This window comes from Streptomyces sp. NPDC041108, from assembly GCF_055592645.1.
In genome coordinates this window covers 20088-34008 of record NZ_JBVIYK010000020.1, presented here as the reverse complement: position 1 = coordinate 34008, position 13921 = coordinate 20088, and the positions used below count along the sequence as shown (strand labels likewise).

The window sequence follows — 13921 nt, the reverse complement described above, 5'->3', positions numbered from 1 at the left end:
CTCAGCCACATTCAAGCCGCGCCCGCGCGACAACGGGAAGCGACCGGGGCCGCGGACACCCCACCGGCCCACCCCGCGGCTAACCTCGAATCCATGACCAGCGACGACACCGCCCGGCCCGGCTCAGCCGCCCGCAGCATCGAGACCCGCCCGGACCTGACCGCCGCCCAGAAGGACGCCGTACTCGCGCTGCTGGACGAGGCCGCCCAGGTGGACGGCCAGCAGGCGGTCTCCGAGCAGGGCCGCCTCCAGCTCCGCGGCGGCCCTCGGGAAGGCGTACGCCACCTCCTCCTCAGCGTCGGCGAGGACCTGGTCGGATACGCCCAGCTGGAGGACAACGACCCCATCGAGGCGCCCGCCGCCGAACTGGTCGTCCACCCCTCCCACCGGGGCCACGGCCACGGCCGGGCCCTCGGCTCCGCCCTGCTCGCCGAGTCGGGCAAGCGCCTGCGCGTCTGGGCGCACGGCGGCCACTCCGCCGCCCGCCACCTCGCCCAGGTCCTCGGCCTCACCCTCTTCCGCGAACTGCGCCAGATGCGCCGCTCCCTGACCGACTTCGACCCTGCCGACCCGGTCCTGCCCGAGGGTGTCACCGTCCGCGCCTTCGTCCCCGGCGAGGACGACGCGGCCTGGCTCGCCGCCAACGCGGAGGCCTTCGCCCACCACCCCGAACAGGGCTCCCTGACCCAGCGCGACCTCGACGACCGCAAGGGTGAACCCTGGTTCGACCCGACGGGGTTCTTCCTGGCCTTCAGGGGCGAGGAACTGGTCGGCTTCCACTGGACGAAGGCGCACGCCGCCGAACAGCTCGGCGAGGTCTACGTCGTCGGCGTGCGCCCCGGCGCCCAGGGCGGCGGCCTCGGCAAGGCCCTCACCACGATCGGCCTGCGCCACCTCGCCGCCCAGGGCCTGCCCACCGCGATGCTCTACGTCGACGCCGACAACAAGGCGGCGGTGACCGTCTACGAGCGGCTGGGCTTCGTGACGTACGAGACGGACCTGATGTACCGCAGCGAAACCTGATGTACCGCAGCAGAACCTTGCGTACTGCGGCGGAACCGACGTACCGCGGCGGAACCTGACGTACCCGGAGTTTTCCACAGGCTGGGGGCGGTGTTGTTGACACCGCCCCCTTTCTGCACCACCCTTTAACTACTCAATTAGTGAAAGGGTGGTTGTCGAGTGGTCGAGTACCGCATCGACCGGCGCAGCGGTGTCGCCACCTATGTACAGATCGTCCAGCAGACCAAACAGGCTCTGCGGCTCGGCCTGTTGGAACCCGGCGACAAGCTCCCCACGGCCCGCGAGGTCGTGGAAGCCACCGCGATCAACCCGAACACGGTGCTGAAGGCCTACCGCGAGCTGGAGCGCGAAGGGCTGGTCGAGGCCCGCCGCGGCCTCGGCACGTTCGTCCGGAAGTCGCTGGGCGTCACGCCCGTCGACTCCCCGCTACGGGCCGAGCTGGACGCCTGGGCGGTACGGGCCCGGGAGACCGGGCTCGAACGGGACGACGTGGCGGCGCTCTTCACGTCCGTACTGGACGAGCAGTTCAGCAGGGATCGGCGAGACCAGAAGGATCAGGGGGACGAGGCATGACGGGGACCGCGATGGAAGCGGCCGCGCTCGGCAAGAAGTTCGGGTGGCGGCAGGGGGGCTGGGCGCTGCGCGACTGCACGCTGCGGCTGCCGAGGGGACGGGTGTGCGCGGTCGTCGGACCGAACGGCGCGGGCAAGTCGACGCTCCTGGCCCACGCGGCCGGGCTGCTCGGCCCCACCGAGGGCACCATCGGCGTCCTGGGCACGACCCCGGCCGCGGCCCGCGAGCGCATCGGGTACGTGGCCCAGCACAAGCCCCTGTACCCGCAGCTCACCGTCGCCGAGACCCTGCGGCTGGGCCACGACCTGAACCCCCGGCGCTGGGACGCGGACGTCGCCGGGCGGGTGGTGGACGAGGGCGGGCTCAACCGGGGCGCCAAGATCCGCTCCCTCTCCGGCGGCCAGCGCACCCGGGTCGCGCTCGCCCTCGCCCTCGGCAAGCGGCCCGAACTGCTGCTCCTGGACGAGCCGATGGCCGACCTCGACCCGCTCGCCCGGCACCAGCTGATGGGCACGCTGCTCGCGGACGCCGCCGACCACGGCACCACGGTTGTCATGTCCTCGCACGTGGTGGCCGAACTGGAGGGCTCCTGCGACCACTTGCTGCTGCTCGGCGCCGGACGCGTGCGCCTCGCGGGCCCGCTGGACGCGGTCCTCGCCGCGCACACCCTGGTCACCGGCCCGGCCGGCGATCTCACCCCGCACACGGTCGTCGAGTCCCGCACGACGGGACGTCAGCTCACCGCGCTCATCCGCCCCCGGGGCCCCGTCGGCCCCGGCTGGCAGACCGCCGAACCGACCCTGGAGGAGCTGGTCCTCGCCCACCTGCGGGCACCTCAGGCGCCGGCCCTCACGCTCGACGAGAGCGCCGGGCCCCAGGAGGCGGCCGTATGAGCACCACGGTCACCGCGCCCCCGGCCGCCCGCGCCGGGAAGCGCGGCCCCGCCCCGGCCACGACCCCGGTCCGGGGACTGATCCGGGCGACGCTCCGCGTGCACCGGTCGGCGCTCTGGTTCTGGGCACTGCTGGCGCTCCTCGTGGGCGGCGGGCTGCTGTGGGCCGCAGGACCAGGGCTCGACGCGGCCTGGACCGAGTACGTCAGGAGGGGCTGCACGCAGAACGACTTCTGCTCGACAGGCCCCGCGTACTCCCGCTACGGGCTGGCCGTCAACCTGGGCTCCGCGGTCCTCACCGTCGCCCCCGCCCTGATCGGTGCCTGGGCGGGCGGCGCCCTGATCGGCCGCGAGCTGGAGACCGGCACGGCATGGCTGGCCTGGACCCAGTCCGTCGCCCCGGCCCGCTGGTTCGCCGCCAAGCTGGCGGTCCCGGCCGCCGTGATCGTCTCGGGGACGGTCCTGCTGACCCTGCTGAACCGGCTGGTGTGGTCGCGGGAGGAGCGGCTGCGACAGACGCCGAGGGCGAGGGACTGGTGGGAGTTTTCCACCTTCACCGGTCACGGCACGGTCGCCACGGCGTACGCCCTGCTGGGTCTGGCGGTCGGTGTTCTCGCGGGCCTGCTGATCCGCCGCTCGCTTCCCGCGCTCGGCGCCGGCCTCGCCGGAACGGCCGCCCTCGCGGCCGTCCTGCAGTCCAACCGCCACCTGCTGTGGCCCCCCGCGAGCCACGTCTCCACGTCACCGAACCGGAACTGGACGGGCGAGCTGGTCGACCGCGGATTCGTCACCGGCACGGGCGAGCGCGTCTCGGACCTGACGTGCGAGGGCACATCCTGCGACCAGGCCGGCGCCGTCGCCTTCTACGCCGACTACCACCCCTCCTCCCACTTCTGGCCCCTCCAGCTCGTCGAGACCGGCATCCTCCTCGCCGTCACCGCCCTGCTGGTCTGGGCCGCCTTCCGCCTGCTGCGCCGCCACACGGGAGGAACCGTATGAGCACCGCAACCGTCACCGCGCGCGGCGGCCTGACCCGGGCCATCGGGCGCGTGCACCGCCCGGCCCTGCTGGTGTGGAGCACGTACGTGCTGCTCATGGTGGGGTGGATACTCTGGCTGCAGTACGTCACCGGCGCGGACATACGCGCCGAGCGGGCCGCCTGCCAGAAGCTGGAGGGCGGCTGCATGGACTTCGAGTCGGCTTTCGGCTACTCCATGGGCATGAGCTGGGTCGGCAGCCTGATCGCCTACTCCTGCTACGCCGTGGCCGCCTGGGCGGGGGCTTCGCTCACCGGCCGCGAGCTGGAGCGGGGCACGGCCCAGCTGGCCTGGACGCAGTCCGTCACCCCGGCCCGCTGGCTCACCGTCAAGCTCGCGGTGCCCGCTGCCGCGCTGACCGCCGGCGTCGCCGTACTGGTGCCGCTCTACCGCTGGGCCTGGTCCTCGAACGGGGACCTGCGCGGCGACGAGTGGTACTACGCCGAGCCCTTCGTGAACCGCGGCCCCGCGGTCCTGGCGTACGCCCTGTGCGCACTGGCCGTCGGCGCCCTGGCGGGCCTCGCCCTGCGGCGGGCGCTGCCCGCGCTCGCCGTGGCGCTCGGCTTCATGGCCGCGTTCCGCGCATGGCTCGACGAGCGGTACGACGAGCTGTGGCGCTCCACCACGCTCTCCGGCACCGCCGCCGGCCGGCTGCCGGGGTCGGCCGACCAGCTGGAGCTGGGCGCGGTCACCGGCTCCGGAGCCCGCGTCAACGACCTGAGCTGCTTCGGCGTCGACGCCGACGCCGACTACACCCGGTGCATGAGCGGGAAGGGCTTCACCGACCTGTACGCCGAGATACACCCGGCGTCCCACTTCTGGCCCCTGCACCTCATGGCGACCGGCGTCATCCTCGCCGTCACCGTCCTCGCCACCATCGCCGCCTTCTGGCTGCTGCGCCGCCGCACCCGCTGACGGCCCGCGGCCACCGGCCGGCCCATCGACCAGGCACGCCCCTCCTACGGGGGGAGGGGCGTGCCGACGGCGTACAGAAGGTGAACGGCGCGCGACGGCGAAACGGCGTGCGCCGGGGCCCGGCGCAGGTCCGCGCGGAACCGGCGGGCCTCCCCGCGCTATCCCGCACGTAAGGTCTCCGTAACCGGCGATTAAGACGACCTTGCGACGCTTCGGCAATGAACCCCGTCGTGCCCGAGCCCTCGCCTCCCCCACGCAACGGCCCAAGCAACGGGAAGAGCGCGGGGAACGGCCCCCGTGCGACCGTGCCCGTCGCCCCGGACCACGCCACCGGTGTCGTCGGCGTGGTCGACGTCGTAGCCCGTATCGACGCCGACATCGCCGAGAACGACGCCGCGAACGCCCTCGCGCCCGTCACCGCACTCCCACCGGCCCTGTCCGACGCGCCTGTGATGCTCGCGGCGCGGAAGAATGGTGCCATGAGCCAGTCCAACGCCCAGGCAGACCAGGTCCAGCACGCACAGCCGACCGTCGGCTCCATAACGGGCCACCGCCCGCACACGGTGTCGGCCGCGGTCTCCGATCTGGAACCCGACATCGACGCCGACCTCGACGGATACGAGGAGGAGGACCACGGCGGCGAAAGGCTGCCGCAGGGCCGCTTCCTCGACCGGGAGCGCAGCTGGCTCGCCTTCAACGAACGCGTCCTGGAACTGGCCGAGGACCCGAACACCCCCCTCCTCGAACGGGCGAACTTCCTGGCGATCTTCGCCAGCAACCTCGACGAGTTCTTCATGGTCCGCGTGGCCGGCCTGAAGCGCCGCATCGCCACCGGCGTCGCCACCAAGTCCGCCTCCGGCCTGCAGCCCCGCGAGGTGCTGGAGATGATCTGGGCCCGCTCCCGTGAGCTGATGGCCCGGCACGCCGCCTGCTTCCACGAGGACGTCGCCCCGGCACTGGCCGAGGAGGGCGTGCACCTGGTCCGCTGGAGCGAGCTGGCGGAGAAGGAGCAGGCCCGCCTCTTCACGCTCTTCCGCCACCAGATCTTCCCGGTGCTGACGCCGCTGGCCGTCGACCCGGCGCACCCCTTCCCGTACATCTCGGGTCTCTCCCTGAACCTGGCCGTACGCGTGCAGAACCCCGTGACCGGCACCTCGCACTTCGCCCGGGTCAAGGTCCCGCCGCTGCTGTCCCGCTTCCTGGAGGCCTCCCCGGGCCGGTTCGTCCCCCTGGAGGACGTGATCGGCGCCCATCTGGAGGAGCTGTTCCCGGGCATGGAGGTGCTGGAGCACCACGCCTTCCGGGTCACCCGCAACGAGGACCTGGAGGTCGAGGAGGACGACGCCGAGAACCTGCTCCAGGCACTGGAGAAGGAGCTGATGCGGCGCCGCTTCGGGCCGCCGGTGCGCCTGGAGGTCGAGGAGAACATCAACCAGGAGGTCCTGGACCTGCTGGTGCGCGAGCTGAAGATCAAGGAGTCCGAGGTCTACCCGCTGACCGGGCCCCTGGACCTCACCGGTCTCTTCCGCATCGCCTCCCTGGACCGGCCCGAGCTGAAGTACCGCAAGTTCGTCGCCGGCGTCCACCGCGACCTGGCCGAGGTCGAGTCGGCTTCCGCGCCGGACATCTTCGCCGCCCTGCGCAGCCGGGACGTGCTGCTGCACCACCCCTACGACTCGTTCTCGACGTCGGTGCAGGCGTTCCTGGAGCAGGCGGCCGAGGACCCGGACGTCCTCGCGATCAAGCAGACCCTGTACCGGACGTCCGGCGACTCCCCCATAGTCAACGCGCTGATCGACGCCGCCGAGGCCGGCAAGCAGGTCCTCGTCCTGGTCGAGATCAAGGCGCGCTTCGACGAACACGCCAACATCAAGTGGGCCCGCAAGCTGGAGGAGGCCGGCTGCCACGTCGTCTACGGCCTGGTCGGCCTGAAGACCCACTGCAAGCTGTCCCTGGTGGTCCGTCAGGAGGGCGACACCCTCCGCCGCTACAGCCACGTCGGCACGGGCAACTACCACCCGAAGACGGCACGGCTCTACGAGGACCTCGGGGTGCTCACCTCGGACCCGCAGGTCGGCGCGGACCTCTCCGACCTCTTCAACCGGCTCTCCGGCTACTCCCGCCGCGAGACCTACCGCCGCCTCCTCGTCGCGCCCAAGTCCCTGCGCGACGGCCTGATCGCCCGCGTCAACAAGGAGGTCCAGCACCACCGTGCCGGACGTCCCGCGCACGTCCGCATCAAGGTCAACTCGATCGTGGACGAGGCCCTCATCGACGCCCTCTACCGGGCCTCGCAGGCAGGTGTGCCGATCGACGTGTGGGTGCGCGGCATATGCGCCATCCGGCCCGGTGTCCCGGGCCTGTCGGAGAACGTCCGGGTGCGCTCCGTCCTCGGCCGCTTCCTCGAACACTCGCGGGTCTTCGGCTTCGGCAACGGCGGCGAGCCCGAGGTGTGGATCGGCAGCGCCGACATGATGCACCGCAACCTCGACCGCCGGATCGAGGCCCTGCTGCGGGTCACCGACCCGGCCCACCGGGCGGCGCTCAACCGCCTGCTGGAGACCGGCATGTCCGACTTGACCTCCTCCTGGCACCTCGGTCCCGACGGCGAGTGGACCCGGCACTCGTACGACGCGGACGGCCAGCCCCTGCGCAACGTCCAGGAGATGCTCATTGACGCCCGGAGGCGCCGGCGTGGCACAGCAACACCTTGACCGCACGAACTCCACGGTCGTGCCCGCGGATGCCGTCGCCGGCTATCTGCGGGCCCAGGCCACGGAGTTCCTCCGCGCGCTGCGCACCCACCGCGAGACCGGTGGGGGCGCGGCCGCGGGAGCCGAGGAGTCCACCGACGCGGCGCTCGCCCTGCGCCGCTCGGCCCGCCGCATCAGCGGCACCCTGCACACCTTCCGCCCGCTCCTGGACACGGACTGGTCGGAGTCGCTCCGCCCCGAACTGGCCTGGCTGGCCGGCACGTTGGGACGCGAGCACGCCTACGCGGCCCGCCTGGACCGCCTGGTGAGCGCCCTCAACCGCCTCTCGGGAGCCACCCCGTTCCCGGCCCAGCCGACGATGCCGGCCCGCGCCGCCGCCACGACCGTCGCCGCGGGCAGCCGCTCCCCCGCCGCCCGCCCCGCCGCCTCCGCCGTCGGCACCCGCCCCCCGGCCACCCCGGACCGCGGCAACCTGACCGTCGGCGCGGCGAAGGCCGGCGCCCTGCTGGACCGCCAGCTCACCCTCGCCCGCACCCGGGCCCACTCCGCCGCCCTCCAGGCCCTCGGCTCCAGCCGCTTCCACGCCGTCGCCGACAGCGTCGCCGTCCTCGCCAGCGAGGTCCCGCTCACCCCCACCGCCCCCACCACGGACCTGCGCCCTCTCGCCGCGGCCGCCCACGACCGCCTGTGCGACGCGGTCACCGGCCTCCCCCTCCTCACGGCCGCCCACCCGTACAACGCCGAGGCCCTCGTCCACGGCCTCTCCCCGGACACCGCGCCGCACCCCCAGGACGCCCCCTGGCACCAGGTACGGCTCCTGCTGCGCCTGCACCGCTACGCCCTGGAGGTCCTCCATCCCGAGGCCGTCCCCGTCGACGTACGCCTCCTCGCGGCCGGCGAGGCCCTCAACCGCCACCGCGACGCCTCCGAGGCGGGCTCGGCCGCGGCCGCCGCCGCCCGCACCCCCCGGATCGCCCCGGCCACGGCCTACGCCCTCGGCGTCCTGCACGCCGACCAGCGTCACGAGGTGGAGGCATCCCGGTTCGCGTTCCAGCAGTCCTGGCAGAAGGAAACGGTGAGCACGTCGTGACCGGGAACAGCGACACCGTCGTCCGGGCGGCCGGCTGCGTCCTGTGGCGCCGCTCGCCGGAGGCCGGAGACCTGCGGATCCGTCCGGCGCACCGGCCCGACTACGACGAGTCGTGGCACCGCTCATCAAGGTGAAAGAACCCGCAGGTCAGAGGCATGACGAGATCGAGGTAGTGATGGACATCACACCACTGGTACGTGCCGCGGGCTGCGCCCTGTGGCGCCGGTCGTCCTCCGGCGGGGGCATCGAACTGGCCTTGGTCTACCGGCCGAAGTGGTCAGACTGGTCTCTGCCGAAGGGCAAGCTCAAGCGTGACGAAGACGCTCGCGACGGCGCCCTCCGCGAAGTACTCGAGGAAACCGGCATGCGATGCGCCCTCGGCCCGGAACTCCCGACCGTCCACTACACCGACCACCAGGGGCGCCCCAAGCAAGTGCGCTACTGGGCGGCCGAAGCGACGCGCGGCACATTCACCCCGAACAGCGAAGTCTCCGACCTCCTCTGGCTGCCTCCTGAGGCCGCGACACAGCGGCTCACGCACGAGAGGGACCGAACCATGGTGTCCTCGCTCCTCGAAGCGCTGCACAAGACAGGGTTGGACCGCTAGAGGGCGGGCTCGCGTGTGAAGGTGCGCTCCGGCGAGTCCTTCCCGTGTTGCGCGAGGGATGCCCCGGCCAGGGCCGGGGCGGACGGCCGGGTGAGCCGTCCACGCTCAAAGCCGAGGGGCGCCCCCCGGGGAGGACGCCCCTCGCTCATTTCGCAGGCCTCCTCAAGGAGACGAGGCCGTGGTGTCGCTCAGTCCTCGCACTTCGCCTGGGACTTGGCCTTGGACTTGGCCTTCCACGGCCAGTCCTTCCCGTGCTCCTCCCAGGGGGGAGGACCCTCGTGCTTGGAGCAGTGGTGCTTGTGACCGCCGTGGTCCCCGTGGCCGTCGTGGCCACCGCCCGGTCCCTCAGGACCCTGCGGCCCCTCAGGACCCTGCGGCCCCTCAGGACCCTGCGGCCCCTCAGGACCCTGCGGCCCTTCAGGACCTTGAGGTCCGGTGTCTCCCTTGGGGCCCTCAGGTCCGACAGGCCCGGTGGGCCCGACAGGACCGGTCGGTCCGGCAGGTCCCGTGGGTCCGACCGATCCGGCAGGACCGCTGGGGCCGGCAGGCCCGGTCGGTCCGACTGATCCGGGAGGCCCGGTGGGACCGGTGTCTCCCGGGGGGCCCTCAGGCCCGGTGGGACCGGGAGGCCCGGTGGGACCGGCAGGTCCGCTGGGACCGGCAGGTCCGCTGGGGCCGGCAGGTCCCGTGGGTCCAGGAGGACCACTGGGGCCGGCGGGCCCGGTCACGCAGAACGGCCTCGTGATGTCGTTGTTGTCCAGCGTCACCGCGGCGGTCTGCGCAAGTGCTCGGCCCTGGACGTCGGCGCCCGTATTCAGCGTGATGGATGCCAGGGCCATGATGGTGCCCACGAAGTCTGAATTTGTCCCGAGGGTGGCGGAACTGCCCACCTTCCAGAACACGTTGCAGGCCTGCGCACCGTTGATGAGTCTGACGCTGCTGTTCGCAGCGGTGATCAGCGTCTCTGTGGTCTGGAAGATGAAGACGGCGTTGGGGTCACCCTCGGCATTGAGCGTGAGTTCTCCGGTGATTCCCAACGTCGGGTTCGAGTAGACGCCGGGCCCCAGTACGCGTCCGCCGAGTTCGACCGCAACGGAAGTCCCGCTTCGGCCGGCCGCGTTGTTGTAGGCCGTGGTCAGATCCAGCTTCGCCTGATCAGCCGCGCCGTTGGCGATGTTCAGGGCGCCGAAGATCTCTCCGGGCGGGAACCCCGTCACGGAGGTGCCCGGACTGAGCCCCACGTCGCCGATGATGTCGGAGTCGCCGGTGTTGGTGATCGTCGAACCGGCCAGGATCGCGTAGCTCTCGGCGGTCCCCAGCGGAACGGGGGGTTCTGCTGCCTGCGCGGTGGTGTTCCAGGCCAGAGTGGCCATGGCCAGCAGTACCACTCCGGGCACCACTGCGAGACGCGCCTTGAGGCGGCGGTGTATACGGGGTCTGCCTCGCGGCGGAGGTGGTACGTCCACGACTGTCATGAGACTGGCCTTTCTTGTCGTCATTGAGCTCAGCCGCACCGGCACAAGGGCATCCCCGCCTCCACGGTGAGTTCCCTCGGGGCGGGAGCCTGCCGATGATGATGAGCCGTCATCAACCAGTCAAAAGCTAGCAATAGCCCAATAAAGTACATATGCGTAGGAGACCGAACGAGGTGCAAGATGTGTGTTATTCACTCTGCCGGTCGTGTCGGTGCTTGATTCCGGCCTCGGCCCGCTCTCGGGAAGGGCGGGGTCACCAGCCGGATCACGGGGTGCCGCCCGGCTCGAACCGGCCGTTCCGGGCTCGGTTCCACCGCTGGAAGAACGGGCGGTCGATCGCCTGACCGTCCGGCTGCCGTCGGCTCACCGTCCGGTACGAGCGAAAGGGCTCCCGCTCCCTCGCCCTGCTCGGCCTCGCCGTCGCCCCTCACCTGCTACGGAAAGCTCGCGAAGCTCACCACGTGAGCCGTCCTCCAGGGATGCCATGACGACCCGTCGCATCCCAGGGGGAAGCTGAAGCGCGACGAGAACGCCCTCACCGGCGCACTGCGCGAGGTCGAGGAGAAGACCGGCCACCGCTGCGCGCCCGGCCCCCGGCTGCCCACCGCCCACTACGTCGTCAACCGCCGTGCCAAGCAGGTGGATTACTGAGCCGCCGAGGTGACCGGCGGTCACTTCACACCCGGCGAGGAGGTGGACCGGATCCTCTGGCTAAAGCCCGGCCGCCGCCCGTGACCGCCTCACCCGGCCCCGCGACCGCGAACCGGTCGAGGAGTTCCCGGCGGCCTCCGCCACGCCTGACGCCCACCCGCTCGGCGGCCGCGCCACGCTCACCCGGCCCGCCGCTCACACCCCGCTCGCCGTGTGCCCCTCCGCGTCCGTCCGGGCCAGGCTCCTGGCCCGTCGGGCGGGCCCGCGCCAGCCGCAGCTGCATCTCGCCACACAGAACCGGCCCTGCTCGACGGTGGTCGTCCGATGCTGCTGCGGGAGTACCGGCTCGCCATGATGCGCCACACCGACAACGTTACCCAGGGCGGGCGGCCACGACCCCTTCCGCGCCCGTCGGCCCCGGCCGACGGGCGCCCCCGCTCCCCGGCCCGCGCGCTCCCGCGTGACGACCTCCCCGACCTGTCGTTATCCGAACGAGCAGAAGACCCGGTTCGGACCCGGCCAGGGGGTTGGCAGGCGATGGTGACGCGGCGGCACAGCAGAACGGGCGCGGCACTCGTCGCGGCGGGACTCCTCGTCGGCGCGACCGGTGTCACCGGCTGCCACGGCGGCGGCCCCGACGACGACTCCCTCCCCTCCGACCCGGTGGACCTGCTGCACCGCGCCGCCCCGGCCCTCGTCCGCGCGGGCAGCTCCAAGGCCCGTACGGAGATGGAGATGGCCACCGGCGGCACCCGGGTGACCATCCACGGCGAGGGCGTCTACGACTACGGCAGACGGCTCGGCCGGCTGAAGGTGCTGCTCCCGTACGACCCCGCCGGCCGCAGCGAGCACCGCCCGATCACCGAACTCCTCGCCCCCGGCGCCCTGTTCATGAAGAACCGGGGTGCGGGCGTGCCCGCCGACAAATGGGTCCGCGTCGACACGGGCACCCTCTCCGACGGCAATCTGGTCACCGGCGGCGCCACCGACCCGTTCGCCGCGGCCGAGGTGCTGCGCGGAACGCGGACGGCGCGGCTCGTCGGCGAGAGCGAGGTGGACGGCACCCGCGTCCGGCACTACCGCGGCACCGCCGATCTGACCACCGCCTCCCGCGCGGCCTCCGAAGGCAACCGGGCTCCCCTGCGGGCCGCCGCCCGGGGCTTCGCCACCGCCCGGGTGCCCTTCGACGCCTATCTCGACGACGAGGGCCGTATCCGCAAGGTCCGCCACCGGTTCAGCTTCGTCAACGGCGGCCGGCCGGGCACGATCGCCGTCGCCTCGACGACTCTGCTCTACGACTTCGGCGTCCCCGTCACCGTCCGGCTGCCGAAACCCGAGGACATCTACGCCGGGAAGATCGCGGAGGAGTAGCGGAGAGTACGGGGCCGGAAATGGTCCGTTGGTGCCATGCGCGGGCTGTGGGCCGCTGCCTACCCTAGGGGTCGGTGGCGGCAGAGAAGAGGTGATGCGCGTGGCTCCGGCAGGCGGTACGGCGGTTCAGGACCACGTGGCCCTCGCCGAGATCGAACTCTGCGGCGACCTCATCATCGCGGCCTCGACCACCGACGGCGACCGCCTCAGCCCCGATCGCATCGACGAGGTCCTGCGCGTCCGGGAAGAGCGCGCCCCCGAGGACACCCCGCCCCGGTAGCGGACGGCCGCACGGAACGGCACCACCCGGCGGGACACCTCGGCCCCGCCCCGGCGAGCGCTCCCGGTGGCCGAAAAGCGACCCCGGGCGGCGCCGCTCCCGACTCCTCCGGCGCTCAGGTCCGCAGCAGCCGGCCGATCGCCTTCGTGGCCTCCTCGACCTTCGCGTCGATCTCGGCGCCGCCCTTGAGGGCCGCGTCGGCGACGCAGTGCCGCAGGTGCTCCTCCAGGAGCTGCAGCGCGAAGGACTGCAGGGCCTTGGTGGAGGCGGAGACCTGGGTCAGTATGTCGATGCAGTAGACATCCTCGTCGACCATCCGCTGGAGCCCACGGATCTGCCCCTCGATGCGCCGCAGACGCTTCAGGTGTTCGGCCTTCTGATGGTGGTACCCGTGGATTCCACGGTCGTGGTCGGTCACGACACCCTGTTCCACACCGTCTACGGCCGAGGGCGCTCCCGCGCCGGCCCCTGTGGTCGTCATCGCAGCCTCCAGACATATACCCCTACCGGGTATATGATAGCGAACTTTGGCGGGTATACGCCCTGCGGGCAGCCCCCGTGCCGACCGATCTCGCTGATGGGCGACACTGGTGGACGGCCCATTAGCCGTGGCCGGATGATGCGCCTAGCATCAGCCTGACCGAAACCCATGCATACCGAGGACCCCACGTGCGCTTTCGTCTGACCCCCAGGGAGACGAGCTTCTATGACATGTTCGCCGCATCCGCGGACAACATCGTCACGGGCTCGAAGCTCCTCATGGAACTGCTCGGGGCGGACACCGCCGGCCGGGCCGAGATCGCAGAGCGTATGCGGGCCGCCGAACACGCCGGTGACGACGCCACCCACGCGATCTTCCACCAGCTGAACTCCTCGTTCATCACGCCGTTCGACCGCGAGGACATCTACAACCTCGCGTCCTCCCTCGACGACATCATGGACTTCATGGAGGAGGCCGTCGACCTGGTCGTCCTCTACAACGTCGAGGACCTGCCCAAGGGCGTCGAGCAGCAGATCGAGGTGCTGGCGCGGGCCGCCGAGCTGACCGCTGAGGCCATGCCGAACCTGCGGACCATGGCCAACCTCACGGAGTACTGGATCGAGGTCAACCGCCTGGAGAACCAGGCCGACCAGATCCACCGCAAACTGCTGGCCATGCTCTTCAACGGCAAGTACGAAGCCATCGAGGTGCTCAAACTCAAGCAGATCGTGGACGTGCTGGAGGAGGCGGCGGACGCGTTCGAGCACGTGGCGAACACGGTGGAGACCATCGCCGTCAAGGAGTCCTGAACC

Annotated in this window: 14 protein-coding genes and 1 pseudogene; 13 read left to right on the top strand and 2 right to left on the bottom strand. The window is 71.7% G+C overall.

Translation table 11 applies throughout. The annotated features are described in order from the left end of the window. The first annotated feature begins 93 nt into the window (after positions 1 to 93). The 9 genes from mshD to ACZ6BB_RS36425 all read left to right on the top strand — a co-directional run bounded on the left by mshD (position 94) and on the right by ACZ6BB_RS36425 (position 8851). Positions 94 to 1023 carry a mycothiol synthase gene (gene mshD / locus ACZ6BB_RS36465; protein ID WP_471619418.1) on the top strand — a complete coding sequence of 310 codons (930 nt, stop codon included), beginning with the start codon at positions 94 to 96 and terminating at the stop codon, positions 1021 to 1023. 159 nt (positions 1024 to 1182) lie between these two features. After that, on the top strand, positions 1183 to 1596 hold the full coding sequence (locus ACZ6BB_RS36460; RefSeq protein WP_471619417.1) for a GntR family transcriptional regulator: 414 nt from the start codon (positions 1183 to 1185) through the stop codon (positions 1594 to 1596). Beyond that, positions 1593 to 2489, top strand: a complete 897-nt coding sequence (locus ACZ6BB_RS36455; protein ID WP_471619416.1) for an ABC transporter ATP-binding protein — start codon at positions 1593 to 1595, stop codon at positions 2487 to 2489. The genes ACZ6BB_RS36460 and ACZ6BB_RS36455 overlap by 4 nt, the downstream gene beginning before the upstream one ends. Next, a complete protein-coding gene (locus tag ACZ6BB_RS36450) occupies positions 2486 to 3487 on the top strand; it encodes an ABC transporter permease (RefSeq protein ID WP_471619415.1) in 1002 nt (333 codons plus the stop codon). Before ACZ6BB_RS36455 ends, ACZ6BB_RS36450 begins: the two co-directional genes overlap by 4 nt. Then, positions 3484 to 4440 carry an ABC transporter permease gene (locus tag ACZ6BB_RS36445; RefSeq protein ID WP_471619414.1) on the top strand — a complete coding sequence of 319 codons (957 nt, stop codon included), beginning with the start codon at positions 3484 to 3486 and terminating at the stop codon, positions 4438 to 4440. The genes ACZ6BB_RS36450 and ACZ6BB_RS36445 overlap by 4 nt, the downstream gene beginning before the upstream one ends. A gap of 479 nt (positions 4441 to 4919) precedes the next feature. Further along, positions 4920 to 7154, top strand: a complete 2235-nt coding sequence (locus ACZ6BB_RS36440) for an RNA degradosome polyphosphate kinase (RefSeq protein WP_471619487.1) — start codon at positions 4920 to 4922, stop codon at positions 7152 to 7154. Beyond that, positions 7135 to 8244 (top strand): CHAD domain-containing protein, encoded by a 1110-nt coding sequence (locus tag ACZ6BB_RS36435; protein ID WP_471619413.1) that lies wholly within the window; start codon positions 7135 to 7137, stop codon positions 8242 to 8244. The genes ACZ6BB_RS36440 and ACZ6BB_RS36435 overlap by 20 nt, the downstream gene beginning before the upstream one ends. Beyond that, complete coding sequence (locus ACZ6BB_RS36430; RefSeq protein ID WP_471619412.1) at positions 8241 to 8378, top strand: hypothetical protein; 138 nt, start codon at positions 8241 to 8243, stop codon at positions 8376 to 8378. Before ACZ6BB_RS36435 ends, ACZ6BB_RS36430 begins: the two co-directional genes overlap by 4 nt. Positions 8379 to 8419: 41 nt before the next feature. Next, positions 8420 to 8851, top strand: a complete 432-nt coding sequence (locus ACZ6BB_RS36425; RefSeq protein WP_471619486.1) for an NUDIX hydrolase — start codon at positions 8420 to 8422, stop codon at positions 8849 to 8851. 188 nt (positions 8852 to 9039) lie between these two features. On the opposite strand, the gene ACZ6BB_RS36420 is transcribed toward ACZ6BB_RS36425, so the two are convergent. Next, on the bottom strand, positions 9040 to 10224 hold the full coding sequence (locus ACZ6BB_RS36420; protein WP_471619485.1) for an ice-binding family protein: 1185 nt from the start codon (positions 10222 to 10224) through the stop codon (positions 9040 to 9042). A 585-nt stretch (positions 10225 to 10809) separates the two neighbouring features. Between ACZ6BB_RS36420 and ACZ6BB_RS36415 the strand changes: the two are divergent. From ACZ6BB_RS36415 to ACZ6BB_RS36405, 3 genes and pseudogenes are all read left to right on the top strand, one after another. After that, positions 10810 to 11101: pseudogene (locus tag ACZ6BB_RS36415) on the top strand (NUDIX domain-containing protein); the annotation flags it as partial. Positions 11102 to 11514: 413 nt separating this feature from the next. Further along, positions 11515 to 12348, top strand: a complete 834-nt coding sequence (locus tag ACZ6BB_RS36410; protein WP_471619411.1) for an SCO4651 family lipoprotein — start codon at positions 11515 to 11517, stop codon at positions 12346 to 12348. A gap of 94 nt (positions 12349 to 12442) precedes the next feature. Beyond that, a complete protein-coding gene (locus ACZ6BB_RS36405; RefSeq protein WP_471619410.1) occupies positions 12443 to 12628 on the top strand; it encodes a hypothetical protein in 186 nt (61 codons plus the stop codon). Between the two features lie 115 nt (positions 12629 to 12743). Here ACZ6BB_RS36405 and ACZ6BB_RS36400 read toward each other — a convergent pair whose 3' ends face one another. Beyond that, on the bottom strand, positions 12744 to 13109 hold the full coding sequence (locus tag ACZ6BB_RS36400) for a metal-sensitive transcriptional regulator (RefSeq protein WP_013002575.1): 366 nt from the start codon (positions 13107 to 13109) through the stop codon (positions 12744 to 12746). A 188-nt stretch (positions 13110 to 13297) separates the two neighbouring features. On the opposite strand from ACZ6BB_RS36400, the gene ACZ6BB_RS36395 reads away from it, so the two are divergent. Continuing rightward, on the top strand, positions 13298 to 13918 hold the full coding sequence (locus tag ACZ6BB_RS36395) for a DUF47 domain-containing protein (protein ID WP_013002574.1): 621 nt from the start codon (positions 13298 to 13300) through the stop codon (positions 13916 to 13918). Positions 13919 to 13921 lie beyond the last annotated feature (3 nt).